Source organism: Phenylobacterium terrae (assembly GCF_042681205.1).
In the GTDB taxonomy this organism is placed as follows: Bacteria; Pseudomonadota; Alphaproteobacteria; order Caulobacterales; family Caulobacteraceae; genus Phenylobacterium; species Phenylobacterium terrae.
Genome location: NZ_JBHUEY010000001.1, coordinates 1,109,080 through 1,133,334, shown reverse-complemented (window position 1 = coordinate 1,133,334; position 24,255 = coordinate 1,109,080). Strand labels below are relative to the sequence as shown.

Sequence of the window (24,255 nt, the reverse complement as noted above, 5' to 3'; positions counted from 1 at the left end):
CGGGTCTATTGCGCCGCCATGCGTTGCACGGTCCTGCTCGACGCGCCCTGGCGCGAGCCCGTCGAGGCGCTCTCCGCCTTCGCGGACGAGCCCTGGGCCGTCGGCCTCGTCTCGGGCGGCCAGGGGGCCCAGGCGCGCTGGTCCTACCTCGCCCGCCAGCCGGACGCGACGCTGACGGTTCGGCCCGACGATCCGACAGACCCCTTCGAGGCGCTGGCGGCGCTGCTCGGCGAGGCCGCGCCGGCCGATCCCGAGGGGCCGCCGTTCCAGGGCGGCGTCCTGGGCCTGGCCGCCTACGAGCTCGGCGCCCGGGTCGAGCCTCTGACCCTGGCGCGCAGACCGGGATGGCCGGACCTGGCCGCGGCGCGCTATCCGGCCGTGCTCGCCTTCGACCATCGGGCGCGGAAGGTGGCGGCTGTCGGACGCGGCGAGACGGCCGGCGCGGCCGAAGAGCGGGCCCGGGCCGCGCGCGCCTGGCTGGACGCGGCGCCCGCGGCCGCCTGCGCCGGGCCGCTGACCCATGGCCTCACCGCCTCCAGCGGGGTCGGCCACGAGGCGGTGGTCGCCGACGTGGTGCGCCGGATCGGGGCCGGGGAGATCTTCCAGGCCAACGTCGCCCGCAGCTGGACGGGCGAGCTGCGGGCCGGCGTGCGGCCGTACGACCTGCTGGCCCGGCTGGCCGGCCAGAGCGCCGCGCCGTTCGCCGCCTATCTGCGCCTGCCGGGGCTGGCGGTGGTGTCCAACTCGCCCGAGCGGTTCCTGCGGCTGGAGGGCGGGCGGGCCGAGACGCGCCCGATCAAGGGCACCCGCCCGCGCGGCCGCACCCGGTGCGAGGATGCCGAGCTCGCCGCCGAGCTGTCGGCCAGCGCCAAGGACCGGGCCGAGAACCTGATGATCGTCGACCTGATGCGCAACGACCTGGCGCGGGTGGCCCGGCCCGGCAGCGTCCGCGTGCCGGACCTCTTCGCCGTCGAGAGCTTCGCCAACGTCCACCATCTGGTCTCCACCGTCACCGCGAAGCTGGCGGCGGGCCGCACGGCCGCGGACCTGCTGCGCGCGGCCTTCCCGCCGGGTTCGGTGACCGGCGCGCCGAAGGTGCAGGCGATGAAGGTGATCGCCGCCCACGAGCCGCCGCGCGGACCCTACTGCGGCTCGCTGTTCTGGATGGGGTTCGACGGGGCGATGGACTCCAGCGTCCTGATCCGCACCGCCGCCCTGGAGGAGACGGCCGCGGGCTGGCGCGTGGAGGCGAGGGCCGGCGGCGGCGTCGTGGCCGATTCCGAGCCGGCGGCCGAGCGGGCCGAGACCGAGGCCAAGATCGCGGCCCTCGCCCGTGCGCTCTGCGGGGCCGGCGCATGATTCCCGCCGACGACCGCGGCCTGACGCTGGGCGACGGCCTCTTCGAGACCGTGCTGGCCCTCTCCGGCCGGCTGGTCGACTGGGACGCCCACCTGCAGCGGATGGCGGCGGGCTGCCAAGTGCTTGGCCTGCCGGCGCCCGATGCGGCCGGGGCCGATCAGCTCGCCCGCGCCGCGCTCGCCGCGGCCGGGCTCGGGGAGGGCCGCGCGGCGGTGCGCCTGACCCTGACGGCCGGCTCGGGCGGGCGCGGGCTCGACCGGCCCCAGGCGCCCGCCCCGCGGATGTTCGCGACGGCCGCGCCGGCTCCCGCGCCCGCCGCCCCGGCCCGGCTGGTCACCGCCGCCGTGCGCCGCAACGCCGACTCGCCCGCCTCGCGGCTGAAGACCCTCGCCTACCTCGACAACGTCCTGGCGCGGGAGGAGGCGCGGGCCGCCGGCGCCGACGAGGCGGTGATGCTGAACACCCGCGGCGAACTCGCCTGCGCCGCCGCGGCCAACCTGTTCTGGATTCGCCAGGGGCGGCTGGAGACGCCGGACCTGGCCTGCGGCGTGCTGGCGGGGGTGATGCGGGCGCGGGTGCTGGCCGCCGCGGCCCGGCTCGGCGTGGCGGCGACCGAGGTGCGCGCGCCGGAGGCCGTCCTCGAGGACGCCGAGGCCGTCTTCCTGACCAACAGCCTGATCGGCGTGCGCCCGGTCGCGGCCTGGAACGGGCGGAGCTTTCCCGCCTCGCCCCTGGTCGACCGGCTCGCCGCGGCGGCCTAGTCGCAGTCGGTGCAGACGACCTGGGCGGCCTGGCGCGGGCGCAGGTAGAAGCGCTCGCTGAAGGTCATCGTCTCGTCGATCACGTAGCCGATGACCGGCGTGTACTTGTACTCGACCTCGGCCATCACCAGGCCCTCGTTCTCGGCCAGCAGGTCCGCGGGGAGGTCGTCCACGCTCGCGCCCTTGGTGCGGGCCTGGGCGCCGCTGCTCGCCCGGCTCCAGGCGACGGCGACGTCGCCGTCCTCGTCGGCGACCACGCTGGTGATGACGATCTTCAGGTCGGTGGTGGTGGCGGGAAGGGGCTCCATGATCGGGGCGCCGGCGGCCAGCACCTGGTCGAGCGTCGCCTCGTCGGTCTGGGCGTCCTGGGCCACCAGATCGGCCAGCGTGGAAGCCAGGTGGCTCGCCCGGCGCTCGGCCATCATCCCCATGGTGAGCTCGGCCAGGCCGAAGTAGAGGGCGATCATCAGCGGCGCGATGAGCGCGAACTCCACCGCGGCCACGCCGCGCCGGTCGCGGAAGAAGGAGGTCGGGCGGCGCATCAGTCGCACTCGCTTTCCGGCGTGTCGCCCGGGAAAGGTTCGTTCTTGAAGGCCGTGGTGGCCCGGATCAGGCGCGAGCCGTCGCCGGACGTGGCCATGCTCGGCCGCAGGAGCGGGGTGAAGATCTTCCACTTGATCGAGGTGCGGGCGAGGACGACCTGGCCGGGGCCGCCCGCCTCGAAGCAGGCCTCCTCCGGATCGTAGGGCGGCGGGTTCAGCATCTGGGCGAGGGTGGCGTAGGCGCGCACGTCCACGTCCAGCTGGGCCTTGCAGGTGTCGCCCATCCAGGTGAGCTGGTCGCAGACCAGGGTCTCGAAGTCGTCGGCGCTGACCCCGCCGGCTTCCTGGAACTCGCCGGTGCGGATCTGGCGCGAAGCCTCGTGGGTGGCGTGCTCCAGGGTCGTCGAGACGAGGAACACCAGGCCGAGCTCGAGGATGGCCATCAGCAGCAGGAAGAAGGGCGTGGCGATCAGCGCGAACTCGACCGCGGTCGCGCCGTCCCGGGCGCGGGCGAGGCGCCGGATCCGAGCTGCGAGACGGGTAAAGCTGGCGGCCATGATCCTTGCCGGCGTGCAGTGACGTGGCCGGCAGGCTAGCCGAGCGCGGCTAAGCGACGGTTAAGCTTGCGGGCTAGGGCGCGGACTGGGTCTGGACCGCCTGGGCGGCGCCCTGGGCGGCTTCCTTGCGGGTCGCCACCTCGCAGTCCGGGGCGCAGGCGTAGGTGCGCTGCTCCGGGCCCCGGTAGAGCGACACCTGGCCCTTGACCGGGGCGCTCACCACCAGGTTCCGGTCGAAGACGGTGCGGCCGGCGGTGTCGACGATCAGCAGGTGGGTCATGCCGTAGGCCTTGCCCAGGATCACCAGGTTGCGGGTGTCCAGCATGGTCACGTCGGCGACGTCGGGATTGGCCAGGAGCACGTCGCGGGCCGGGCTCGGCAGCCGCACGCGGGTGCTGTGGTCGAGCTCGATCCGCATGGTTTCGGCGGCCGCGGGGGCGGCCACGGCCAGGGCGGAGAGGGCGGCGAGCATCAGGCGCATGACAGCGGCTCCTAACGATAGGCCCGCAGAATCCGCCGGGAATGGTCAATAAAGCCTAAACCGAAAGGCCCTCGCGTGCGCGAGAGTCTTAAATGACGAGTCCCCGATTTTGGGCCGATTCCGGCATAGGGTTAACGGATATCAATAGTAAATTCGTGTAAACCAAAAGAAAAATTTGGGCAACTATTCGCTTTTACTGGGAATTAAGCGCGTTCCGCGAAAGTGGGCTGGTAATCAGGGGCGAGCAGGTCACGGCCTGGTCCCTCAACACCTGCTCGCATAAGGAGATTGAGCAATGTCGAAGTTCGTTTCGCGCTTCATGAAGGACGAGTCCGGCGCCACCGCCATCGAGTACGGCCTGATCGCCGCTCTGATCGCCGTCGTGCTGATCGGCGTTCTGACCCTGCTGGGCACCAACCTGAACGGCAAGTTCCAAGAGATCGCCGACGAACTGCAGTAGCGCCTGCGCGCCGCCGCGCCCTCGGCGCGGCGGCTCTTCGTTGCGATTGGTGGGGCGAACCGGGGAGGGGCACGGGATGAAGCCGCTCAGCTTGCGATTTCTGAACGACCGCTCCGGCGCCACCGCCATCGAGTACGGGCTGATCGCGGCGCTTATCGCCGTCGCGCTTCTGGCCGGCCTCGCCGCCTTCGGCGACGGCCTGCTGGCCTGGTACCAGAACATCGCAGACGGGCTCGAAGGGGCGTAATCGCCTCAAGACCCGGAAGATCTCAGGGCCGCGACCCCCGTCGCGGCCCTTTCTTTATTGGGCGGGGAGGGCGCGCCGGCCGCATGGCTAAGGAAGCGTTCACCCTGCGAGGGCAAGTTGGCTTCGACCCTAAGGAGGAACTCTTGGCCCTGGTCCAGTCCGCGCTCGTCTTCCTGTTCCCGGCGCTGGTCATCGTCGCCGGGCTGAAGGACCTGACCAGCTACACCATCCCCAACTGGATTTCGCTGGCGCTGATCGCCGCCTTCTTCCCGGCCGCCTTCCTGCTCGGGCTGCCGCTGCAGACCATCGGCGTGTGCGCCGCGGTCGGCGTCGGCGCCCTGCTGGCCGGGATGGTGATGTTCGCCCTCGGGTGGATCGGCGGCGGCGACGCCAAGCTGTTCGCGGCTTCGGCCCTGTGGCTCGGCTGGCCCGCGGCCCTGCCGTTCCTGCTGATCACCTGCGTGATGGGCGGCGCGCTGGCGGTGGCCCTTCTGCTGCTGCGCTCGACCCAGGTGCAGGCCTTCGTGCCGAGCAGCCCGCGCTGGCTGTTCCGCCTGGCCACCAAGGGCGAGAACGTGCCCTACGGCGTGGCCATAGCCGTGGGCGCCCTGGCGGCGTTTTCGAGTTCTGCGGTCGGGGTCGCCTTCGCCGGCCTTTTCTAAGCTGCGCTTTAGCCGCCGTTAACTATGCCCCCTCAACACTGACCCTGCCGCCAGAAGAGGGGGTTCTGTCGTGCGTCCGGGCCGAAGGCCCAAGGCGCCTCCTGTCACCCGCCGTCGGGAGCCGTGTTCGAGTCCATGGGCGCCGTGCGCATCGCCATTCTCGCCGTCGCCGCAGCGGCGGCCATCGCTCTGGCCTTCATCGTCAGGGGCATGATGGCTCCGGATAAGGCCGAGTCCGCCGTCGCGGCCGCCCCCATGGCGCCGCCGCCCAAGCCGATGGCGCGGGTGCTGGTCGCCAAGAAGGACCTGCAGGTCGGCTACCGAATCACCACCGTGGACCTGGGCTGGCAGGACTGGCCCGTCGAATCGCTCAACCCGACCTTCGTCACCGACGGCGGCAAGCCGAAGGTCGCCCCGCCCGAGGGCGTGAAGAAGGTCGCCAACGGCGCCGCCACCGCGGCCCAGGACCTGATGAGCGGCGACGAGCCGATGAAGGCCTTCGAGGGCGCCATCGTGAAGGAGACCATCCTGGCCGGCGAGCCGCTGACCCCGCGCAAGGTCGTGCGCGGCGGCGAGGGCGGCTACATGGCCGTGGTGCTCTCGCCCGGCATGCGGGCCGTCTCCATCCCCGTCACCAGCGAGACCGGCGCCGGCGGCTTCATCCTGCCGGGCGACCGCGTCGACATCCTGCAGAGCCGCTCGCAGGAGGGCGGCAAGGGCCACCTGACCGAGGTCCTGATGCAGAACGTCAAGGTGCTGGCCATCGACCAGCGGACCGCGCCGGAGGAGGACGCCAAGACGATCGTCGGCGGCGTCGCCACCGTCGAGGTCGCCGCGCAGGACGTGGAGGTCCTCGCCCGCGGCCGCGCCCAGGGCGAGATGATGCTGGCGCTGCGTCCCTATTCCGACATCGGCGGACCCAGCCGCAGGGGCGGCCTGGGCGCCAACCAGACGGTGCGCATCGTCCGCGCCGGCGACGTCAACGAGGTGGCCGTCCGATGAGCCTGAAGCGTATCGCCCTGGCCCTGGCCGCGCTGCTCGCCACGGCCGCGCCCGCCGCCGCCCAGGAGGGGCAGGCCCAGGCCGCCGCCTTCGCCGCCGGCCAGACGGCCAACTCGGCCGTGATCCGGGTGGACCTTTCCGGCGGCCCGGCCTCCCAGGCCCTGTCCCTGCCGCGCGGCAAGTCGGCGATCGTCGAGCTGCCGGTGGACGCCCGCGACGTGCTGGTGACCAACCCCGCCGTGGCCGACGCCGTGCTGCGCACGCCGCGCCGGATCTATGTGCTGGGCGTCGCTTCCGGCCAGACGGACGCGGTGTTCTTCGATTCGGCCGGCCGCCGGCTGCTGTCGCTCGACATCCGCGTCGACCAGGACACCTCGGCCGTCGCCCACTCGATCAACCGCATCATCCCCCGCGCCCAGGTGCAGGTGGATTCGATGAACGACAGCCTGATCCTGTCGGGCCGTGTGGCGAGCGTCGCCGACGCCGACCGCGCGGTGCAGATCGCCCGCGCCGCGGTCGCCAAGCCCGAGCAGGTCATCAACATGCTCAGCATCTCCGGCAAGGACCAGGTGATGCTGAAGGTGCGCATCGTCGAGATGCAGCGCTCGGTCATCAAGCAGCTCGGCTTCGACTCCCGCGCCGTCCTCGGCCAGCTCGGCGAGACTCAATACCTGCTCGGCTCCATCGCCACCTTCGGGGTCAATGGCGGCCTGCTCGGCGGCTTCACCGGCGGCTGGAACATCGATACGACCAAGCAGCCGACCATGCAGTTCCCCTGCGGGCCCCCGTTCCCTGCCGACCGGATGTGCGACTGGGTGGTCCGGGACGGCACGCAGGCGAGCAACTGGGACACGGCGACCATCAAGGACACCGCGGGCGACCCGGGCCTCAACAAGGGCGAAGCCACCATCAAAGCTTTCGAGCGGGTCGGCCTGATCCGCACCCTGGCCGAGCCCAACCTGACGGCCGTCTCCGGCGAGTCGGCCAAGTTCCTGGCGGGCGGCGAGTTCCCGGTGCCGGTGGGGCAGGACGACGACGGGCGCATCAGCGTCGAGTTCAAGCCGTTCGGCGTCGGCCTGGGCTTCACCCCAGTGGTGCTCTCCGGCGGGCGGATCTCGATCCGCCTCTCCACCGAGGTTTCGGAGCTGACCAACACCGGCGCCTTCTCGGTCACCAACGGCGCCGGCGCGCCGACGCTGACCATCCCCGCGCTGAACGTGCGCCGAGCCGAGACGACCGTCGAGCTGCCCTCGGGCGGGGCGATGATGATCGCCGGTCTGCTGCGCGAGCAGACCCGCCAGAACATCGACGGCCTGCCGGGGCTGGTGTCCCTGCCGGTGCTCGGCACCCTGTTCCGTTCGCGGGACTACCTTTCGGGCGAGAGCGAACTGGTCGTGATCGTCACGCCCTATCTCGTCGACGCGGTCTCGCCCGACAAGCTGCAGACCCCGGCCGACGGACTGCAGATCGCCTCCGACCCGGAGACCGTCCTGCTGGGCCGCCTGAACCGCGCCTACAAGGCCAAGGCCGAGGCGCCGGCCGGCCGCACCTACCGCGGGCCGTACGGCTACGTGATCGAATGAGGTCAGCCATGAAGTCTTGGGTCCGTCCCTTCGCCGGCCTCGGCCTGGCCGCCGGCCTCGCCGCCTGCGCGCCGCCCGAGCCGCCCGGCGCCGAGCTCAATCCGCGCCTGCCGACCGAGAACTTCCGGGCCGAGGTCGAGGACGAGCCGCACGAGGTGGCGCTGGCCGTCCACGGCTGGGGCCTTTCGCAGAACCAGGCCGCCGCCCTCTCGGATTTCGCTTCGGGCTGGCTGGCCAGCGGCGGCGCGCCGATCCGCATCCATGTCCCGGGCGGGCCGGAGCCCGCCGCCGCCCGCCGGTTCGGCGAGATGGTCCGCGGCCACCTGGCCGATCAGGGCGTGCCCGACGGGGCCATCCAGATGGTGGAGAGCGGCGAGGGCGGCGTGCTGCGCGTCGGCTACGTGCGCCGGGTGGCGGTGGTGCCCGAATGCGGGGTGCAATGGTCCGACCTGCGCCGCAGCGCGACCAACGAGGTGCAGCCGAACTTCGGCTGCGCGGTCACCGCCAACATCGCCGCCCAGATCGCCGACCCCAGCGACCTGCTGGGCCCGCGGCCCTCGGATCCGGCCGACGCCAACCGCCGGGCCGTGGTGATCGACAAGTATCGCAAGGGCCAGCGCACCTCCGCCGCGACGGATAGCCAGGCGGACGGCGCCGTCTCGAACGCAGTGCAGTAGCGGGAGTGGGGGGCATGAATCCCAAGACCCAGGGCCTGGACCCGATCGACGCCGACTTCGAGCCGGCCGACGAGTTCACCACCGCCGCGGACGCGGCGGCGCCGGCGCGCGCGCCGGTCGACCCGTTCGCCGACTTCCCGCCCGCACGCGAGCCGGAGGCGGGCGCGCTCGCCCACGATCCCTTCGCGCCCGCGGCGGCCGCGCCGGCCGGCGCGGACGATCCGTTCGTCCCGGGACCCGCCGCCGAGCGGTTCTCCGACGAGGACGTCGGCGACCCGTTCTCCACCGCCGCGGCCGACCATGAGCCGCTGCCCAGCCCCGCAGCCGCCGCGTCGAACCCGGTGCACGAGCTGATCGCCGGCGCCGAGGCGGCGCTCGGCGAGGCGATGATCCCGCGCATCGCCATTCACGTGTACTGCGAACAGCAGGCGACCGCCGACACCGCCGAGCGCGCCGCCACCGACCGGCGGATGGGCAAGGCCACCGCCACCATCAAGCTGGGCGGCCTGTCGGCGGCCGTCGACGCCTACCAGAACCAGCCGACGCCCTCTCTGGTGATGGTCGAATCCCTGGCGCCGGCCGGCGAGATGCTCAACCAGCTCGACCGTCTGGCCGAGGTCTGCGACCCGGGCACCAAGGTGGTGGTCATCGGCTCGGCCAACGACATCGCCCTCTACCGCGAGCTGATGCGCCGCGGGGTCTCGGAATACCTGGTCGCCCCGCTCGATCCGCTGCAGATCGTGCGCGCCATCTCCGGCCTCTACGCCGACCCCTCGGCGCCCTTCATCGGCCGGCAGATCGCCTTCTGCGGCGCCAAGGGCGGGGTCGGCGCCTCGACGCTGGCGCACAATGTGGCCCACGCCATCACCGAACGACTGCTGACCAACGCCGTGCTGGTCGACCTCGACCTGGCGTTCGGCACCGCCGGCCTCGACTTCAACCAGGACCCGATCCAGGGGGTGATGGACGCCCTCAGCCAGCCGGACCGCCTCGACGCGGTGCTGATGGACCGGATGATGGCCCGCTGCACCGAGCGGCTCAGCCTGTTCGCCGCCCCGGCCACCCTCGACGACGACTACGAGATCGGCCCCGAGGCGTTCGAGGAGGTGACCCAGAAGATCCGCTCGGCCGCGCCGTTCGTGGTGCTGGACCTGCCGCACAGCTGGGCCTCCTGGAAGCGGAAGATCCTGCTGGGCTCGGACGACCTGATCATCGTCGCCACGCCGGACCTGGCCTCCCTGCGCAACGCCAAGAACATGGTCGACCTGGTCCGCCGGGCGCGGCCGAACGATCCGCCGCCCCGCCTGGTGCTGAACATGGTCGGCGTGCCCGGGCGGCCGGAGATTCCGGTGAAGGACTTCGGCGAGGCCCTGGCCCTGGCGCCCTCGCTGGTGCTGCCGTTCGATCCCAAGCTGTTCGGTTCGGCCGCCAACAACGGCCAGATGCTGGCCGAGGTGAACGCCAAGTCGCCGGCCGCCGAGGGCGTGAACCACCTGGCGCAGCTGATCAGCCGCCGGGAGGCGCCGCCGCCGCAGAAGACCTCGTTCCTCTCCAGCCTGCTCAAGCGCAAGTAGACGATGTTCGGGAAGCGCTCCTCAGACGGTCCTCAGGCGCCGAAGCCCCAGGCCCCGCCGCCCGCGCCGACGGCGGGAGCGCCCATCGCCACGCGGCCGCAGCCGGTCGAGGCGCCGGCGGCCGCGGCCAAGCCGGCGCCGCAGACGGCGGGCGCGGCCCTGGCTGCGCGCGCCGCCGCTTCCCAGGCCGCCCCGACCGGGCCCAAGGCGACCCAGGGCTTCGAGCAACTTCGCGCCGCGCAGAGCGGCGGCGCCACCCAGGTCGTCCGCGAGCAGTCCGACTACTACCACGCGACGAAGACGACGATCTTCAACGCGCTGATCAACACCATCGACCTGGCCCAGCTCGCCCAGCTGGACGCCAAGACGGCGGCCGAGGAGATCCGCGACATCGTCGCCGAACTGGTGGCGATCAAGAACGTCTCCATGTCGGTGGCCGAGCAGGACCACCTGGTCCAGGACATCATCAACGACGTCCTCGGCTACGGCCCGCTGGAGCCGCTGCTGTCGCGCGACGACATCGCCGACATCATGGTCAACGGCGCCGGCCGGGTGTTCATCGAAGTCGGCGGCAAGGTGCAGCTGACCAACGTCCGCTTCCGCGACAACGGCCAGCTGATGAACATCTGCCAGCGGATCGTCAGCCAGGTCGGCCGCCGGGTCGACGAAAGCTCGCCGATCTGCGACGCCCGCCTGCCGGACGGCTCGCGCGTCAACGTCATCGGCCCGCCGCTGGCCCTGGACGGCCCGACGCTGACCATCCGGAAGTTCAAGAAAGACAAGCTGACGATGAAGAACCTGGTGGACTACGCGTCCATCAGCCCCGAGGGGGCCAGGGTTCTGGGCGTCATCGGCGCCTGCCGATGCAACGTCATCATCTCCGGCGGCACGGGCTCGGGTAAGACCACCCTGCTCAACACCCTCACGGCCTTCATCGACCCCACCGAGCGGGTCATCACCTGCGAGGACGCGGCCGAGCTGCAGCTGCAGCAGCCGCACGTCGTGCGCCTGGAGACCCGGCCGGCCAACCTGGAGGGCCAGGGCCAGATCACCATGCGCGACCTGGTCAAGAACTGCCTGCGGATGCGTCCCGAGCGGATCATCGTCGGCGAAGTCCGCGGCCCCGAGGCGTTCGACCTCCTGCAGGCCATGAACACCGGCCACGACGGCTCGATGGGCACCTTGCACGCCAACAGTCCGCGCGAAGCCATCAGCCGCCTGGAATCGATGATCACCATGGGCGGCTACGGCCTGCCCTCGAAGACCATCCGCGAGATGATCGTGGGCTCGGTGGACGTGATCATCCAGGCCGCCCGCCTGCGCGACGGCTCGCGGCGCATCACCCACATCACCGAGGTGGTGGGCCTGGAAGGCGACGTGATCATCACCCAGGACCTGTTCGTCTACGAGATCACCGGCGAGGACGCCGAGGGCAAGGTGGTGGGCCGCCACCGCTCCACCGGCATCGCCCGGCCCAGGTTCTGGGACCGCGCCCGCTACTACGGCCTCGAGCGCGAGCTCGCCGAGGCGCTGGACGCGGCCGAATAGCATGGACGCCGGCGTCCTCGTCATCCTGACCGCGGCGCTCGGCTTCGTCGCCGTCGCCGGCCTCGGCTTCGTGCTGGCCGGCGGCGAGTCGGCCCAGGCCAAGACGCTCAAGCGCGCCCAGGCGATCGCCGCGCCCCAGGGCCGCGAGACCAAGGTCCGCAAGGCCCAGCAGGGGACCCAGGAGACCCGCCGCAAGCAGATCCTCCGTACACTGAAGGACCAGGAGCGCCAGCAGAAGAAGGCCACCCTGGGCCTCTCCGCGCGGCTGAACCAGGCCGGCCTCGGCGACAAGGTCACCGCCTTCTGGGTGTGGAGCGGCGTGCTCGGCGTGGTCGTGCTGGGCATCGGCCTGCTGCTGCCGATGCCTAAGTGGTGCGCGCCCTTCCTGGCCTTCGCCGCCGCCTTCGGCCTGCCGCGCTGGGTGGTCGGCTTCCTGGCTGGCCGGCGCACCAAGAAGTTCGTCGAGGCGTTCCCGGACGGCATCGACATCATCACCCGCGGCATCAAGTCGGGCCTGCCGGTCAACGACTGCATGAAGATCATCGGCCAGGAGACGCCCGAGCCGCTGGCCGGCGAGTTCCGCCTGCTGGTCGAGAACATCGCCATGGGCGTGTCGGTCGAGCAGGCGCTGGAGAAGATGTACCAGCGCATGCCCACGCCGGAGGTCCGCTTCTTCTCCATCGTGCTGGCCATCCAGCAGAAGACCGGCGGCAACCTCGCCGAGGCGCTGGGCAACCTGTCGGTGGTGATCCGCGCCCGGAAGATGATGCGCGAGAAGATCAAGGCGCTGTCCGGCGAGGCGGTGGCTTCGGCCGGGATCATCGGCTCGCTGCCGCCGGCGGTGATCGTGCTGATCAGCCTGATGAGCCCGTCCTACATCACCCCGCTGTTCACCGACCCGCGCGGCCAGCTGATGCTGATGGCCGGCGGCTTCTGGATGTCGATGGGCGTGTTCGTCATGCGCCGCATGATCAACTTCAAGATCTAGGGCGGGCCGTGGTCGAATTCCTCACCAACCCCGACAACATCCTGGCGGCGTTCGTGGCCGTGGTCACCTTCGCGACCATCGTCACCATGGCCGCGCCGATGACCAAGGGGGCCAGCCTCGAGGCGCGGCTGAAGAGCGTCTCGACCCGGCGCGAGGAGCTGCGCCGCAAGTCGCGCGAGGCGCTGGCCAAGTCCGGCGGCGGCTCCAGCCTGCGCCACATGGACGAGGGGCTCTACAAGAAGGTCGTGGACCGGCTGCAGCTGTCCCGGCTGCTGGAGGATCCCAAGGTCGTCGACAAGCTGGCCCAGGCCGGCTTCCGCGGTCCGCGGCCGGTGACCACCTTCTACTTCTTCCGGTTCGTGCTGCCGTTCGCCTTCGCCGCGGTGGTGGCGCTCTACCTGTTCCTGATCAACGACCACGGCCAGCCGACCATGATCCGGGTGGCCGCGACGGTGGGCGGGCTGACGCTCGGCTACTACGCGCCCAACGTCTACATCACCAACGTCGCCCAGAAGCGGCGCGACTCGATCATGCTCGCCTTCCCCGACGCCCTCGACCTGCTGCTGATCTGCGTCGAATCGGGGATGTCCATCGAGGCGGCGATCCAGAAGGTCAGCCAGGAGATCGGCGGCTCGTCCATCGAGCTGGCCGAGGAGCTGACCCTGCTGCTCGCCGAGCTCTCCTACCTGCCCGAGCGGCGGCAGGCCTACGAGGGCCTGGCCCGCCGCACCAACCACCCGGGCATCAAGTCCGTCGCCACCGCCATGATCCAGGCCGAGCGCTACGGCACCCCGCTGGGCGCGGCCCTGCGGGTCATGGCCAAGGAGAACCGCGAGATGCGCCTCTCCGCCGCCGAGAAGAAGGCCGCCCAGCTGCCCGCCCAGCTGACCGTGCCGATGATCGTCTTCTTCCTGCCGGTGCTGTTCATCGCCATCCTCGGCCCGGCGATCCTCAAGGTCTCCGACACCATGAGTTAGCGGCGGAGCGGCCGCTCTTCGCCAGGCGTTCCGCTTCGTCCGTTCTCCCATCTCCGTCATCGCCGGCTCGTCCCGGCGACCCACCCGGTTGCAGCGGGCCCGCCTCATCACGATGGGCGCCGGCCGGCCATGACGAGGGAGGTGCGCCGGGGCGAAATCCGTATTATTCTGCATCGGCATGAACATAGGGAACAGTAAGGAACGCGTCCGCCGCCTGTCCGGCGTCCCGGTGCTCGTGTGTCCCGAGGCCGGCCCGGCGATCGCCGGCGATCGCGACGCCGCCGACCTGGTCGGCGAAGCGCTGTCCGTCGGCGCGCAGGTGGTCGCCCTGCCCGTCGCCCGTCTGGGCGCAGGGTTCCTCGACCTCTCCACCCGGCTGGCGGGCGAGGCGCTGCAGAAGTTCGTGAACTACGGCCTGCGGGTCGCGATCGTCGGCGACATCTCGGGCGCGGTCGCGCAGAGCACGGCTCTGCGCGACTTCGTGCGCGAGTCCAATCGCGGGCGGCAGGTCTGGTTCGTGCCCGACCTGACCGGTCTCGAGGCGCGGCTGGCGGACGGCTGAGCGCCCGCCGCCGCGGCCTGGAGGCTACTGCGCCGGCGCAGCCGCCGTGGGCAGCATGACGGTGATGTCGTTGGTCGCGGAGATGAACCGCACGCCCTTGAGGCGGTCGGCCGGATAGCCGGGCCACTCGCCCTTGATGTCGATGGGCGTCGGCGTGGCGGCGGCGCCGGCGGCCGGCTTTTCGGCCACCACGTCCACCTCATAGATGCCGTCCTTCGGGGCGGCCGGGTTGATCCGCGGCAGGAAGGTCCCGCGCGTGTAGCCGGGGCCGGCGGCGAGGCCGCTGACGGTCAGGATCAGGTTCTGCGGGTTGTCGGAGACGGCGACCGTGCCGCTGTCGACCCGCTGGATAGCCTCCTGGCCCTGGTACATCTGCCTCTGGCGGCCGAAAAACTTCTTGGCCGGCGCTTCGGCGGCGGGCGCCTCGGCGGCCTTGTCGGCCTGCTCGCCGCAGGCGGTGAGCGCGAACGCGGCGGCCAGGCCGGCCGCCATCAGGATAGGACGCATGGACGTTTCCCCCTTTTGGTGATTGGGGGCAGTGGGCCACGGTCAAGCTGTCCTGACAAGCCGCCCGGGCCGCCGCGGCCCCGGTCAGGCGGCGGTCTCGCCCATGGACCACTCCACGCCCCAGGGGTCGCGCAGCACGCCGTAGTGGTCGCCCCAGAACTGCTTCTCGAGCGGCATCTTCACCTCGCAGCCGGCGTCCAGCGCCCGCTTCCACCAGTCCTGGATCCCCTTGACCTGGAGATGGACGTTGAAGGCCGCGGGCGCGGCCTCGGCGTGGCCGAACTCCGGGAAGAAGTCGTTCAGCATCACCGAACCGCCGTTGATGTAGATGTGGGCGTGCATCAGCCGCTCGCCGTCCTCGGCCGGCATGCGGGCGGCTTCCTCGGCGCCGAACGCCTGCATGTAGAAATCGATCGCCTTGGCGGCCCCCTTCAGGAACAGGTAGGGCACCGCCCCGCCCTTCACCTCGGCCGACGCGTTGGCCGGCGTCTCGGTCATGCTCATGACAGTCTCCCTTGGCTGTGGGTGCGGACGCTCCGTTCAGCGGACCTGGCGCTGCGGCTCGGCCAGCCGGTCCAGGTGCATGCGGATGTGCGCCGCCTCGGCGGCGGTGTTGGCCAGGGCGATGGCGCGATTGAACGCCTCGCGCGCCTCGTCGGCGCGGCCCAGTTGCATCAACAGGCCGCCCTTAAGGCCGTGGAAGTGGAAGTAGCCGGCCAGCGGCCCGGCGAGCGGCTCGACCATGGCCAGCGCCGCCTCCGGCCCGCGAACCTTCGACACCGCCACGGCGCGGTTCAGGGTCACCACCGGCGAGGGCTGCAGCTCCTCGAGCGCGCCGTAGAGCAGGTCGATCTGCGCCCAGTCGGTGTCCTGCGGCCGCTCGGCCCGGGCATGCAGGGCGGCGATGGCGGCCTGCACCTGATAGGGCCCGCGGCGGCGGTGGCGCATGGCCTTGTCGATCAGCGCCAGGCCCTCGTTGATCAGCTTGCGGTTCCACAGGCTGCGGTCCTGGTCCTCCAGCAGCACCACCTGGCCCTCGGCGTCGAAGCGGGCCGGCGCGCGCGAGTGCTGCAGCAGCATCAGGGCGACGAGGCCCATGATCTCCGGCTCGGCCTTGAACAGGCGCAGCAGCAGCCGGCCGAGGCGGATCGCCTCCTCGCACAGCGGCGCCTTGGCCTGGACCGCATCGAAGCTGGCCGAATAGCCCTCGTTGAAGATCAGGTAGACCATCGCCGCCACGGCCCCGAGCCGCTCGCTGCGCTCGACGGCGCCGGGGGTCTCGAAGGGGACCTCGGCCTTGGCGATGCGCGCCTTGGCGCGGGTGATCCGCTGCTCCATCGCCGCCTCGCCGACCAGGAAGGCGCGGGCGATCTGCTTCACCGACAGGCCGGAGACGATGCGCAGGGCCAGGGCGATCTGCTGGGTGGCCGGCAGCTCCGGATGGCAGCAGATGAACAGCAGGCGCAGGACGTCGTCGCGGTAGTCGGACTCGTCGACCCGGTCGACGGCGGCGCTCTCGGCGTCATCCAGGTCGGAGATCGCCTCCTCCGACGGCAGCGCCTCCTGCCGGCTGCGGCGGCGCACGCCGTCGATGCCGACGTTGCGGCCGACCATGATCAGCCAGGCCGCGGGATCGCGCGGCGGGCCGTTCTGGGGCCAGGACTTCAGCGCTCGCAGGCAGGCGTCCTGATAGGCTTCCTCGGCGGTGTCGAGGTCGCGGAAGTAGCGCAGCAGCGCGCCCACGGCCTGGGGACGCGCCGAGGTCAGCGCCGCATCGATCCAGGCCATGTCGCTCATGCACGCACCTCGTCCGTTCTCTTGACGTCACTGGGCTTGAACACGGCCAGCGGCCGCACTTCGAACGAACCGGCCGAGCTCGAGGCCTTGCCCAGCTCCTTGGCGGTCTCGATGGCTTCCTCCAGCGAGGCGCAGTCGACGATGAAGAAGCCGAGCAGCTGTTCCTTGGTCTCGGCGAAGGGGCCGTCGATCACCATCGCCTCGCGGCCCTTGCGCACCGTCGTGGCGGCGGTGGTGGGCAGCAGGCGGGCCACGGGGCCCAGCCGGCCCTGCCGCGCGAGCTTCTCCTCGACGACCTCAAGCCGCTTGATGGCGGCCTCGTCCTCTTCCTTGGTCCAGGCGCCGACCACGTCTTCGGAGTCGTAGCAAAGGATGGCGTAGAGCATCGATTGGGCCTCGTTCATGCTTAGGACGGCCCAGTATGCGCCGGGCCGACAGAGGCGGCGAAAAAATCTGGGGCCGCACATCCCACCCGCTCATCCCGGGGCGACCTTCTACGGCAAGGGACACCGGATCGAAGTTGCGGTATGGCTGCGCAGGTGGCAGCTAATCGGCGATAAGGTACGGGGCAGATGGAACACTTCGACGTCCTGATCGTCGGCGCGGGGCTCTCGGGGATCGGCGCGGCCCATCACCTGCAGCGCAAGGCGCCGGACCGCAGCTACGTCATCCTGGAGGGCCGCGAGGCGATCGGCGGCACCTGGGACCTGTTCCGCTATCCGGGCATCCGCTCGGACAGCGACATGTACACCCTGGGCTACGTCTTCAAACCGTGGACCGAGGCCAAGGCCATCGCCGACGGGCCCTCGATCCTGAACTACGTGCGCGAGACGGCCCGCGAGGGCGACGTCGAGCGGCACATCCGCTTCCGTCACAAGGTGGTCCGCGCCGACTGGTCGAGCGAGGCGGCGGCCTGGACCGTCGAGGCGGTCCGCACCGACGGCGAGCGCAGCGAGAGCGTCCGCTTCACCTGCAACTTCCTGTTCCTGTGCGGCGGCTACTACAGCTACGAGGGCGGCTACACCCCGCAGTGGGAGGGGATGGACCGGTTCAGGGGCCGCATCGTCCATCCGCAGGCCTGGCCGGAGGATCTCGACTACGCCGGCAAGCGGGTGGTGGTGATCGGCTCGGGCGCGACGGCCGTCACCCTGGTGCCCGAGATGGCCAGGACCGCCGGCCACGTCACCATGCTGCAGCGCTCGCCGACCTACGTCGTCTCGCGCCCGGCCGAGGACGCCATGGCCAACAAGCTGCGCCGACGGCTGCCGGCGAAGCTGGCCTATGACATCGTCCGCTGGCGGAATGTCCTGTTCGGGATGTGGTTCTTCCGCATGGCCCGCAGGAAGCCGCAGGCCGTGAAGAGGCGCATCATCGACATGGTCCGCGCCGAGCTGGGCCCGGATTACGACGTCGAGACCCACTTCACGCCCAGCTACAATCCCTGGGACCAGCGGCTGTGCCTGGTGCCCGATTCCGACCTCTTCCAGGCGATCAAGGCCGGGACCGCCTCGGTGGTCACCGACCACATCGAGACCTTCACCGAGACCGGCCTGAAGCTGAAATCCGGCGCCGAGCTCGAGGCCGACATCATCGTCACCGCCACCGGCTTGCAGCTGCAGGTGATGAACGGCATCGCCCTCGCGGTGGACGGGGCGGCGGTCGATCCGGCGAGGCTGCTCAGCTACAAGGGCATGATGTACGAGGGGGTGCCGAACCTGGCCTCCGCCTTCGGCTACACCAACGCCTCGTGGACGCTGAAGTGCGACCTGACGTGCGACTACGTGTGCCGGCTGCTGAACCACATGCGGAAGACCGGCGCCCGGCAGGCGACGCCGCGCAACGCCGATCCCGACATGCCGCGCCTGCCCTGGCTCGACTTCACCTCGGGCTATGTGCAGCGGGCCATGGACCGGTTCCCGAAGCAGGGCGCCAGGCCGCCGTGGAAGCTGCACCAGAACTACGCCCTGGATCTCCTCACCCTGCGCTACTCGCCCATCGAGGACGGGGTGTTGGAGTTCTCGAATCCGGCGGCGAAGGCCTCGGCGGAGCGGGAGCCCGCGAGAGCCGCTTGATCTCGACCGCTCATCCCGGCGGAGGCCGGGACCCAGAATGGCGGGCGCAGAGGCGGGATCCATCGATCGCAGCGCTCATCCAGCTACGACGGCGCCTTGGATCTGGGTCCCGGCTTTCGCCGGGATGAGCGGTGTGGGGGAGCGGGCTACTGCGCCCGCATGGCGTCCCAGCTGCGGTTCGCGCCCGCGGCGGGACCGCCGCCGGCGACGGCGCGCAGGTAGGCCATGTTGTTGGCGACCAGCTCGGGCGGCAGGTCCTGTCGGGCGAGCTTCTCGGCCTCGTCGAAGCGGCCCTGCAGGCCCAGCACCAGAGCCAGGTTCTGGCGCACCTTCATGTCCGCGCCGGGCAGGGCGGCCGCACGGCGCAGCAGCTGCTCGGCCTCGGCGGTCTGGCCCGAGGCGGCCAGGAACATGGCCAGGTTGGTCATCGGCGCGGGATTGGCGGGCGCAAGTGCGAGGGCGCGGCGGTGGGCGGCGAGCGCCTCGTCGGGGCGCTGGGCCTGTTCGTAGCCGATCGCCAGCAGCGAGACCGCGCGCCAGTCCTTGGGCGACAGCGCCGCGGCGGCCTCGGCCGGGGCGATGGCGTAGAAGCCCTGGCCACGGGCGATGTGGGCTCTGGCCAGCTCCAGCTGGGCCTCGGCGTTGGCGGGCGCAAGGGTGGCGACCTGCTGGGCGGTCGCGGCCGCCTCGTCGTTGCGGCCCATGCTCCGGAGCGCCCGGGCCAGGCTCACGCCGGCCTCGGCGTCGGTCGGGTCGCGGTCGAACTCGCGGGCCCAGAAGGCGGCGCGGGCGAGGGGGTCCATGCGCTCGACGGCGGCGCGCTCCTGCGGCGTGGCGCGGGCCGGCGCGGCCGGGACCGCCGGAGCGGCGTTCTGGGACGAAGGTTTGGCCTTGGCGTCGACGCTGCCCTCGGCCGGCTTGTCCTTCCTGCCGAACCAGCCGGCTTCGGCCGGCGCGGCCTGCAGCGCGAGAAGGGCGGCGAGGGCGGTTGCGGCGAACGCCGACATGCGACACATGACTGCCTCCAGACGGCGTGTTGGGTGACCCTCGGCTGCGTCGCTTAAAGGAACCGTTAAGCATAACCCGCGGCCCGGCCGCGCCCGCTTCAGCTCTCCGACGAGTGAACATGACCGAAGTCATCCTCTCCGCCGCCGAAGGTCCCACGGTCCCCGTCCACCTGCTGTACGAGACCGAGCTTGGGGCCCATTTCGACGCCGCCCCGGCCTTCGTGCGCGGCTTCGCCGAGACCTCCGAATTCAAGGCCAAGTCCGGCCAGGCGCTGCTGGTCCCGGGCGAGGACGGCAAGCTGCACCACGTGATCTTCGGCCTGGGCGCCGCGGGCGGATCGCTCGATCCGATGGCCCTGCGGGGCCTGGCGGCCAAGCTGCCGGCCGGCGACTACCGCATCGCCCAGGCGCCGGCGGGGCTGGACCGGGAGCAGGCGGCGCTGGCCTTCGCCCTCGGGAGCTACCGCTTCGACCGCTACAAGAAGAAGCCCGGCGAGCGGACGCGGCTGGTCGCCGAAGGCTGCGACGCCGACGAGGTGCGCCAGGTGGCCCACGCCTGCGCCCTGGCGCGGGACATGATCAACACCCCGGCCAACGACCTCGGCCCGCTGCAGATCGAGACCATCGCCCGCGAGATCGCCGAGCAGCACGGGGCGCGGATCACCGTCGTCGTCGGCGACGGCCTCCTGGAGGCCAACTATCCGGCCGTCCACGCGGTCGGCCGGGCCGCTGTACCCGAGCGGGCGCCGCGGATGATCGAGCTCTCCTGGGGCGAGGCCGGCGCGCCGCTGATCGCCCTGGTCGGCAAGGGCGTGGTGTTCGACACCGGCGGCCTGGACATCAAGCCTTCGGCCGGCATGCGGCTGATGAAGAAGGACATGGGCGGGGCCGCCCACGTCCTGGCCCTGGCCCGGATGATCATGGCCGCGAAGCTGCCGGTGCGGCTGGCGGTGCTGGTTCCGGTGGTGGAGAACGCCATCGCCGGGGACGCCATGCGGCCCGGCGACGTGCTGGCCTCCCGCAAGGGCCTCTCCATCGAGGTCGGCAACACCGACGCCGAGGGGCGGCTGATCCTGGCCGACGCCCTGGCCCGGGCGGCCGAGCTGGAGCCGGCGCTGACCATCGACATGGCGACCCTGACCGGCGCGGCGCGCGCCGCGCTCGGGCCGCAGCTGCCGCCCTACTACACCGACGACGAGGCGCTGGCGGCGCAGATCGAGGCGGCGGCCAAGGCCGTGGGCGATCCGCTCTGGCGCATGCCGCTGTGGAAGCCGTACGCCGAGGCGCTCGACACCGACATCGCCGACCTGAAGAACGACCCCGACGGCTGGGCGCAGGCGGGCTCGGTGACCGCCGCCCTGTTCCTGCAGCGGTTCGCGCCCCAGGGCCCGTGGGTCCACTTCGACATCATGGCCTGGAACCCGCGCGGCCGGCCCGGCTGGCCCGCCGGCGGCGAGGTGCAGGGGGCGCGGGCGCTCTACCGGATGGTCCGCGAGCGGTTCGGTTGAGCTCCGACGCGCGCACCACGGCGGCCCGGCCGGACCTGGCCGCCCGCTGGCTGGAGGGCCTCGTCCCCGCCGCGCGCTACGTCGATCCGCAGCCGATGGTCTGCGCGAGCCCGGTGACCGGGATCCGCGGCGCACCGTCGGACGCGTCCGAACAGCACGACCAACTGCTGTTCGGCGAGGTCTTCCAGGCGCTGGAGATCGCCGGCGGCTGGGCCTGGGGCCAGGCCCCGCGCGACGGCTACGTCGGCTGGGTCCGCGCGGCCGACCTGGCGCCGAAGGGGCCGGCGCCGACCCACCGCATCGCCGCCACGCTCGCTCATGCCTACGCCGAGCCGGACGTCCGCTCCCCCGCGGCCGGGCCCTTCGTGCTGGGGTCGCTGGTCGCCGAGGAGGCGCGCGAAGGGCGGTTCCTGAAGGCCGCCGGCGCCGGCTGGTTCGTGCTGGAGGCGCTCTCACCGATCGGCCGGTTCGAGACCGATCCGGTGGCGGTGGCCGAGCGGCTCGCCGGGGCGCCCTATCTCTGGGGCGGGCGCTCCAGCCTGGGGATCGATTGTTCGGGGCTGATCCAGCAGGCGCTCTACGCCTGCGGCCGGGCCTGCCCGCGGGATTCGGACCAGCAGGCGAGGCTGCTGGGGCGGCCGATCTCGCCGGAGACGTTCGGCCGCGGCGACCTGGTGTTCTGGAAGGGCCACGTGGCCCTGGGGCTGTCGCCCGACCGCGTGCTGCACGCCAACTCGGCGGCCATGGCGGTCAGCGTCGACACGCTCGATGAGGTGCTGGTGCGGAACCGGCCGATCTACGGCGAGCCGACGGCCTGGCGCCGGCTGTAGCCATCTCCCCGCTTCGTCATCGCCGGGCTTGTGCCGGCGACCCAGCCCATTGCGGCGGGTCCTGGCTCGTCAGGATGGGTGGCCGGCATGAAGCCGGCCATGACGAGAGAAGAGGGGGTGCGGCCTAGTGAGCGCCCGCCGGGGCCGCCGCCTTGGGAGCCGCAGCGCCCGCAGCCGGAGCCTCGCCCGCCGCCGGAGCGGCGGCGCCTTCCGCGGCCGGGGCGGCCGCGCCGCCTTCGGCCGGAGCCGCGCCCTCGGCGGCCGCAGCCGCTTCGCCTTCCGCCGCCGGAGCCGCCGCGGCGGCCGGGTTCGGCGGGGGAACGGCGAGCGTGCCGCCCTGCTGGGCCAGGTAGGCCAGCATGTTGATGCGGTCTTCCTGCTTCTTCAGGCCGACGAAGGTCATCTTGGTGCCGGGGATGTGCTTCTGCGGCGCCTTCAGGAAGGCGTCGAGCTCCTCCCAGGTCCAGACCGGGTGCTGGCCGGCGTAGTCGGCGAAGGCCGGCGAGAAGGCGAAGCCCGGCGCGCCGCCCGGCTTGCGGCCGACGACGCCATAGAGATTCGGGCCCGTGCCGTGCGGCGCGCCGGCGGCGACCACGTGGCAACTGGTGCACTTGGCGAACACCGCCTGGCCGGCGGCCACGTCGGCGGCGGGCAGCACCGTGCCCCAATCCGGCGGCAGCTCGGCTGCGGCGCCGCCCTCGGTTTCCTCTGCGACTGCGATGGCGTAGCCGGGCTTCTCCACCTCGTGCACCGCGAACACGCCATTGGCCAGCTCACGCAGGCCCACGAGGGCCAACCCCGTCGCGAGCACCGCGCCGGCGACCTTGTTGAACGTAAGGTCCATCGTCCTGAAATCGACCCTCTGATCGGCCGGCGACAAGGCCGGCGCACGCGCGGGATTGCCCCGCCCCATGTTGCGTGCGCGTCTCTTACACGCTACCGGCCCAGGTGCAACCGGCCATGAATCCTATCGTTCTCATCCCCGCCCGCATGGCGGCCACGCGCCTGCCCGGCAAGCCCCTCGCCGATATCGAGGGTCTCCCGATGATCGTGCGCGTGCTGCGTAGGGCTGAGGCCGCGGGCGTGGGCCCGGTGGCGGTGGCGGCGGGCGATTCGGAGATCGTGCGGGCGGTGGAGGCGGCCGGCGGGACGGCGGTGCTGACCGACCCGGACCTGCCCTCGGGCTCCGACCGCATCCTCGCCGCGCTCCGCACCCTCGATCCGGCCGGCCGCCACGACGTGGTCATCAACCTGCAGGGCGACATCCCCTTCGTCGCGCGCGAGGCGGTGGCCGCCCCCGCCGAGCTGCTGTTCAGCGAACCGCGGTGCGACGTCTCGACCATCGTGGTGGCCGAGGCCGACCCGGCCGAGCGGACGAACCCGGATATCCCCAAGGCGGTGGTCGCCTGGGATCCGGACGGACGCACCGGCAAGGCGCTCTACTTCACGCGCTCGGTGCTCTACGGCGATGCGCCGGTGTGGCTGCACCACGGGATCTACGGCTACCGGCGCGAGGCGCTGGAGCGGTTCTGCGCCGCGCCGCCCTCGCCGCTGGAGATGCGCGAGCGGCTGGAGCAGCTGCGGGCGCTGGAGCTGGGCATGAATATCTGGGCCGCCAAGGTCGACGAGGCGCCGATCAGCGTCGACAACCCCTCGGACCTCGAACGGGCGCGGGCCCACGCAAGGGAGCTGGCATGAGCGCGAAGCGCATCGCCTTTCAGGGCGAACTCGGGGCCAACAGCCACGAGGCCTGCCTGGCCGCCTTCCCGGACTATGAGCCGGTCCCGTACGCCGCCTTCGACGACGCCTTCGAGGCGATCCGTTCCGGGGACTGCCAGCTGGGCATGATCCCGGTGGAGAACTCCATCGCCGGCCGCGTCGCCGACGTGCACCACCTCCTGCCCAACTCCGGCCTGAAGATCATCGGCGAGCGGTTCAAGCCGATCCGCTTCCAGCTGATGGCCAATCCGGGGACGAAGCTCGAGGACCTCAAGACCGTCCAGAGCATGGCCATCGCGCTCGCCCAGTGCCGCCGGACCATCCGCCGGCTTGGGCTGTCCACCGAGGCGGTGGGCGACACCGCCGGCGCCGCGCGCATGCTCGCCCAGCGGCCGGACCCCACCCGGGCCGCCATCTCGCCGGCCCTGGCGGCGGAGATCTACGGCCTGGAGATCCTGCTGCGCGACATCGAGGACGAGCGGCACAACACCACCCGCTTCCTGGTGATGACCGCCGACAAGGAGCCGCCGCCGCCGCCCTTCACCGCGCCCTGCATCACCAGCTTCGTGTTCCGCGTCCGCAACCTGCCGGCGGCCCTCTACAAGGCGCTCGGCGGCTTTGCGACCAACGGCGTCAACATGACCAAGCTCGAGAGCTACATGGAGAACGGCACCTTCACGGCGACCTTCTTCTACGCCGAGGTCGACGGCCGCCCCGAGGACCGCGGCGTCGCGCGCGCCTTCGAAGAGCTGAAGTTCTTCTCCGAGCGGTTCGAGATCCTGGGCGTTTACCCGGCGGATCCGTTCAGGACCCGGGGGTGATCGACCTCTCCCCG

27 protein-coding genes are annotated in these 24,255 nt (G+C 71.7%); 18 read left to right on the top strand and 9 right to left on the bottom strand.

Annotated elements, in window-relative coordinates:
- Positions 1-18: 18 nt before the first annotated feature.
- A complete protein-coding gene (locus tag ACFSC0_RS05685; protein WP_377282597.1) occupies positions 19-1,359 on the top strand; it encodes an anthranilate synthase component I family protein in 1,341 nt (446 codons plus the stop codon).
- Positions 1,356-2,120 carry an aminotransferase class IV gene (locus tag ACFSC0_RS05680; protein WP_377282598.1) on the top strand — a complete coding sequence of 255 codons (765 nt, stop codon included), beginning with the start codon at positions 1,356-1,358 and terminating at the stop codon, positions 2,118-2,120. The genes ACFSC0_RS05685 and ACFSC0_RS05680 overlap by 4 nt, the downstream gene beginning before the upstream one ends.
- On the opposite strand, the gene ACFSC0_RS05675 is transcribed toward ACFSC0_RS05680, so the two are convergent.
- The 3 genes from ACFSC0_RS05675 to ACFSC0_RS05665 all read right to left on the bottom strand — a co-directional run bounded on the left by ACFSC0_RS05675 (position 2,117) and on the right by ACFSC0_RS05665 (position 3,700).
- Positions 2,117-2,662 (bottom strand): TadE/TadG family type IV pilus assembly protein, encoded by a 546-nt coding sequence (locus tag ACFSC0_RS05675; RefSeq protein ID WP_377282599.1) that lies wholly within the window; start codon positions 2,660-2,662, stop codon positions 2,117-2,119. The two genes, ACFSC0_RS05680 and ACFSC0_RS05675, sit on opposite strands and share 4 nt — an antisense overlap.
- On the bottom strand, positions 2,662-3,219 hold the full coding sequence (locus ACFSC0_RS05670) for a TadE family protein (RefSeq protein WP_377282600.1): 558 nt from the start codon (positions 3,217-3,219) through the stop codon (positions 2,662-2,664). Before ACFSC0_RS05670 ends, ACFSC0_RS05675 begins: the two co-directional genes overlap by 1 nt.
- 73 nt (positions 3,220-3,292) lie before the next feature.
- The gene (locus ACFSC0_RS05665) at positions 3,293-3,700 is read right to left on the bottom strand and encodes a pilus assembly protein N-terminal domain-containing protein (RefSeq protein ID WP_377282601.1); all 408 of its coding nucleotides are present in this window, start codon (positions 3,698-3,700) and stop codon (positions 3,293-3,295) included.
- Between the two features lie 295 nt (positions 3,701-3,995).
- Here ACFSC0_RS05665 and ACFSC0_RS05660 point away from each other — a divergent pair, with 295 nt between their 5' ends.
- The 11 genes from ACFSC0_RS05660 (at position 3,996) to ACFSC0_RS05610 (ending at position 13,980) form a co-directional block, all read left to right on the top strand.
- Positions 3,996-4,160, top strand: coding sequence for a Flp family type IVb pilin (locus tag ACFSC0_RS05660; RefSeq protein WP_377282602.1), 165 nt, complete (start codon positions 3,996-3,998; stop codon positions 4,158-4,160).
- A 76-nt stretch (positions 4,161-4,236) separates the two neighbouring features.
- Positions 4,237-4,407: a Flp family type IVb pilin gene (locus ACFSC0_RS05655; protein ID WP_377282603.1), complete on the top strand. Its 171-nt coding sequence runs from the start codon at positions 4,237-4,239 to the stop codon at positions 4,405-4,407.
- Between the two features lie 143 nt (positions 4,408-4,550).
- On the top strand, positions 4,551-5,069 hold the full coding sequence (locus ACFSC0_RS05650) for an A24 family peptidase (protein ID WP_377282604.1): 519 nt from the start codon (positions 4,551-4,553) through the stop codon (positions 5,067-5,069).
- A gap of 123 nt (positions 5,070-5,192) precedes the next feature.
- Positions 5,193-6,071: a Flp pilus assembly protein CpaB gene (gene cpaB / locus ACFSC0_RS05645; RefSeq protein WP_377282605.1), complete on the top strand. Its 879-nt coding sequence runs from the start codon at positions 5,193-5,195 to the stop codon at positions 6,069-6,071.
- Positions 6,068-7,654, top strand: coding sequence for a type II and III secretion system protein family protein (locus ACFSC0_RS05640; RefSeq protein WP_377282606.1), 1,587 nt, complete (start codon positions 6,068-6,070; stop codon positions 7,652-7,654). Before cpaB ends, ACFSC0_RS05640 begins: the two co-directional genes overlap by 4 nt.
- A gap of 8 nt (positions 7,655-7,662) precedes the next feature.
- Entirely contained in the window at positions 7,663-8,331 is a 669-nt protein-coding gene (locus tag ACFSC0_RS05635; protein ID WP_377282607.1) for a CpaD family pilus assembly protein, read from the top strand.
- A 14-nt stretch (positions 8,332-8,345) separates the two neighbouring features.
- Positions 8,346-9,905 (top strand): AAA family ATPase, encoded by a 1,560-nt coding sequence (locus tag ACFSC0_RS05630; RefSeq protein ID WP_377355104.1) that lies wholly within the window; start codon positions 8,346-8,348, stop codon positions 9,903-9,905.
- A gap of 3 nt (positions 9,906-9,908) precedes the next feature.
- Positions 9,909-11,453: a CpaF family protein gene (locus ACFSC0_RS05625; protein ID WP_377282609.1), complete on the top strand. Its 1,545-nt coding sequence runs from the start codon at positions 9,909-9,911 to the stop codon at positions 11,451-11,453.
- Position 11,454: 1 nt separating this feature from the next.
- On the top strand, positions 11,455-12,441 hold the full coding sequence (locus ACFSC0_RS05620; protein WP_377282610.1) for a type II secretion system F family protein: 987 nt from the start codon (positions 11,455-11,457) through the stop codon (positions 12,439-12,441).
- Positions 12,387-13,418 carry a type II secretion system F family protein gene (locus tag ACFSC0_RS05615; RefSeq protein WP_377282718.1) on the top strand — a complete coding sequence of 344 codons (1,032 nt, stop codon included), beginning with the start codon at positions 12,387-12,389 and terminating at the stop codon, positions 13,416-13,418. Before ACFSC0_RS05620 ends, ACFSC0_RS05615 begins: the two co-directional genes overlap by 55 nt.
- Before the next feature lie 178 nt (positions 13,419-13,596).
- Entirely contained in the window at positions 13,597-13,980 is a 384-nt protein-coding gene (locus ACFSC0_RS05610) for a DUF4180 domain-containing protein (protein ID WP_377355102.1), read from the top strand.
- 24 nt (positions 13,981-14,004) lie between these two features.
- On the opposite strand, the gene ACFSC0_RS05605 is transcribed toward ACFSC0_RS05610, so the two are convergent.
- The 4 genes from ACFSC0_RS05605 to ACFSC0_RS05590 form a co-directional block, all read right to left on the bottom strand.
- Complete coding sequence (locus ACFSC0_RS05605) at positions 14,005-14,487, bottom strand: hypothetical protein (RefSeq protein WP_377282612.1); 483 nt, start codon at positions 14,485-14,487, stop codon at positions 14,005-14,007.
- 84 nt (positions 14,488-14,571) lie between these two features.
- Positions 14,572-14,991, bottom strand: coding sequence for a VOC family protein (locus tag ACFSC0_RS05600; RefSeq protein ID WP_377282613.1), 420 nt, complete (start codon positions 14,989-14,991; stop codon positions 14,572-14,574).
- 36 nt (positions 14,992-15,027) lie between these two features.
- A complete protein-coding gene (locus tag ACFSC0_RS05595) occupies positions 15,028-16,284 on the bottom strand; it encodes an RNA polymerase sigma factor (protein ID WP_377282614.1) in 1,257 nt (418 codons plus the stop codon).
- Positions 16,281-16,688 (bottom strand): YciI family protein, encoded by a 408-nt coding sequence (locus ACFSC0_RS05590; protein ID WP_377282615.1) that lies wholly within the window; start codon positions 16,686-16,688, stop codon positions 16,281-16,283. The genes ACFSC0_RS05595 and ACFSC0_RS05590 overlap by 4 nt, the downstream gene beginning before the upstream one ends.
- Positions 16,689-16,856: 168 nt before the next feature.
- Here ACFSC0_RS05590 and ACFSC0_RS05585 point away from each other — a divergent pair, with 168 nt between their 5' ends.
- Positions 16,857-18,356: a flavin-containing monooxygenase gene (locus ACFSC0_RS05585; RefSeq protein WP_377282616.1), complete on the top strand. Its 1,500-nt coding sequence runs from the start codon at positions 16,857-16,859 to the stop codon at positions 18,354-18,356.
- 146 nt (positions 18,357-18,502) lie between these two features.
- On the opposite strand, the gene ACFSC0_RS05580 is transcribed toward ACFSC0_RS05585, so the two are convergent.
- Complete coding sequence (locus tag ACFSC0_RS05580; protein ID WP_377355101.1) at positions 18,503-19,363, bottom strand: tetratricopeptide repeat protein; 861 nt, start codon at positions 19,361-19,363, stop codon at positions 18,503-18,505.
- A 119-nt stretch (positions 19,364-19,482) separates the two neighbouring features.
- Here ACFSC0_RS05580 and ACFSC0_RS05575 point away from each other — a divergent pair, with 119 nt between their 5' ends.
- Positions 19,483-20,871, top strand: a complete 1,389-nt coding sequence (locus tag ACFSC0_RS05575) for a leucyl aminopeptidase family protein (protein ID WP_377282618.1) — start codon at positions 19,483-19,485, stop codon at positions 20,869-20,871.
- On the top strand, positions 20,868-21,701 hold the full coding sequence (locus ACFSC0_RS05570; RefSeq protein WP_377282619.1) for a C40 family peptidase: 834 nt from the start codon (positions 20,868-20,870) through the stop codon (positions 21,699-21,701). Before ACFSC0_RS05575 ends, ACFSC0_RS05570 begins: the two co-directional genes overlap by 4 nt.
- Before the next feature lie 124 nt (positions 21,702-21,825).
- Here the strand turns inward: ACFSC0_RS05570 and ACFSC0_RS05565 are convergent, their stop codons facing one another.
- Positions 21,826-22,545, bottom strand: coding sequence for a c-type cytochrome (locus tag ACFSC0_RS05565; RefSeq protein WP_377355099.1), 720 nt, complete (start codon positions 22,543-22,545; stop codon positions 21,826-21,828).
- Between the two features lie 116 nt (positions 22,546-22,661).
- On the opposite strand from ACFSC0_RS05565, the gene ACFSC0_RS05560 reads away from it, so the two are divergent.
- Positions 22,662-23,399, top strand: a complete 738-nt coding sequence (locus ACFSC0_RS05560) for a 3-deoxy-manno-octulosonate cytidylyltransferase (protein ID WP_377282621.1) — start codon at positions 22,662-22,664, stop codon at positions 23,397-23,399.
- Positions 23,396-24,241 (top strand): prephenate dehydratase, encoded by an 846-nt coding sequence (locus ACFSC0_RS05555; protein ID WP_377282622.1) that lies wholly within the window; start codon positions 23,396-23,398, stop codon positions 24,239-24,241. Before ACFSC0_RS05560 ends, ACFSC0_RS05555 begins: the two co-directional genes overlap by 4 nt.
- The last annotated feature ends 14 nt before the right edge of the window (positions 24,242-24,255 follow it).

Excerpts from the sequence above, each read along its gene's own strand:
- ACFSC0_RS05565 (WP_377355099.1), bottom strand. The coding sequence starts at position 22,545 with ATGGACCTTACGTTCAACAAGGTCGCCGGCGCGGTGCTCGCGACGGGG.
- ACFSC0_RS05685 (WP_377282597.1), top strand. The coding sequence starts at position 19 with ATGCGTTGCACGGTCCTGCTCGACGCGCCCTGGCGCGAGCCCGTCGAG.
- ACFSC0_RS05610 (WP_377355102.1), top strand. The coding sequence starts at position 13,597 with ATGAACATAGGGAACAGTAAGGAACGCGTCCGCCGCCTGTCCGGCGTC.
- ACFSC0_RS05680 (WP_377282598.1), top strand. The coding sequence starts at position 1,356 with ATGATTCCCGCCGACGACCGCGGCCTGACGCTGGGCGACGGCCTCTTC.
- ACFSC0_RS05675 (WP_377282599.1), bottom strand. The coding sequence starts at position 2,662 with ATGCGCCGCCCGACCTCCTTCTTCCGCGACCGGCGCGGCGTGGCCGCG.
- ACFSC0_RS05660 (WP_377282602.1), top strand. The coding sequence starts at position 3,996 with ATGTCGAAGTTCGTTTCGCGCTTCATGAAGGACGAGTCCGGCGCCACC.
- ACFSC0_RS05640 (WP_377282606.1), top strand. The coding sequence starts at position 6,068 with ATGAGCCTGAAGCGTATCGCCCTGGCCCTGGCCGCGCTGCTCGCCACG.
- ACFSC0_RS05625 (WP_377282609.1), top strand. The coding sequence starts at position 9,909 with ATGTTCGGGAAGCGCTCCTCAGACGGTCCTCAGGCGCCGAAGCCCCAG.
- ACFSC0_RS05670 (WP_377282600.1), bottom strand. The coding sequence starts at position 3,219 with ATGGCCGCCAGCTTTACCCGTCTCGCAGCTCGGATCCGGCGCCTCGCC.
- ACFSC0_RS05595 (WP_377282614.1), bottom strand. The coding sequence starts at position 16,284 with ATGAGCGACATGGCCTGGATCGATGCGGCGCTGACCTCGGCGCGTCCC.
- ACFSC0_RS05580 (WP_377355101.1), bottom strand. The coding sequence starts at position 19,363 with ATGTCGGCGTTCGCCGCAACCGCCCTCGCCGCCCTTCTCGCGCTGCAG.
- ACFSC0_RS05575 (WP_377282618.1), top strand. The coding sequence starts at position 19,483 with ATGACCGAAGTCATCCTCTCCGCCGCCGAAGGTCCCACGGTCCCCGTC.
- ACFSC0_RS05630 (WP_377355104.1), top strand. The coding sequence starts at position 8,346 with ATGAATCCCAAGACCCAGGGCCTGGACCCGATCGACGCCGACTTCGAG.
- ACFSC0_RS05590 (WP_377282615.1), bottom strand. The coding sequence starts at position 16,688 with ATGAACGAGGCCCAATCGATGCTCTACGCCATCCTTTGCTACGACTCC.
- ACFSC0_RS05600 (WP_377282613.1), bottom strand. The coding sequence starts at position 14,991 with ATGAGCATGACCGAGACGCCGGCCAACGCGTCGGCCGAGGTGAAGGGC.
- ACFSC0_RS05605 (WP_377282612.1), bottom strand. The coding sequence starts at position 14,487 with ATGCGTCCTATCCTGATGGCGGCCGGCCTGGCCGCCGCGTTCGCGCTC.
- ACFSC0_RS05560 (WP_377282621.1), top strand. The coding sequence starts at position 22,662 with ATGAATCCTATCGTTCTCATCCCCGCCCGCATGGCGGCCACGCGCCTG.
- ACFSC0_RS05620 (WP_377282610.1), top strand. The coding sequence starts at position 11,455 with ATGGACGCCGGCGTCCTCGTCATCCTGACCGCGGCGCTCGGCTTCGTC.
- ACFSC0_RS05655 (WP_377282603.1), top strand. The coding sequence starts at position 4,237 with ATGAAGCCGCTCAGCTTGCGATTTCTGAACGACCGCTCCGGCGCCACC.
- ACFSC0_RS05585 (WP_377282616.1), top strand. The coding sequence starts at position 16,857 with ATGGAACACTTCGACGTCCTGATCGTCGGCGCGGGGCTCTCGGGGATC.
- ACFSC0_RS05665 (WP_377282601.1), bottom strand. The coding sequence starts at position 3,700 with ATGCGCCTGATGCTCGCCGCCCTCTCCGCCCTGGCCGTGGCCGCCCCC.
- ACFSC0_RS05555 (WP_377282622.1), top strand. The coding sequence starts at position 23,396 with ATGAGCGCGAAGCGCATCGCCTTTCAGGGCGAACTCGGGGCCAACAGC.
- ACFSC0_RS05635 (WP_377282607.1), top strand. The coding sequence starts at position 7,663 with ATGAAGTCTTGGGTCCGTCCCTTCGCCGGCCTCGGCCTGGCCGCCGGC.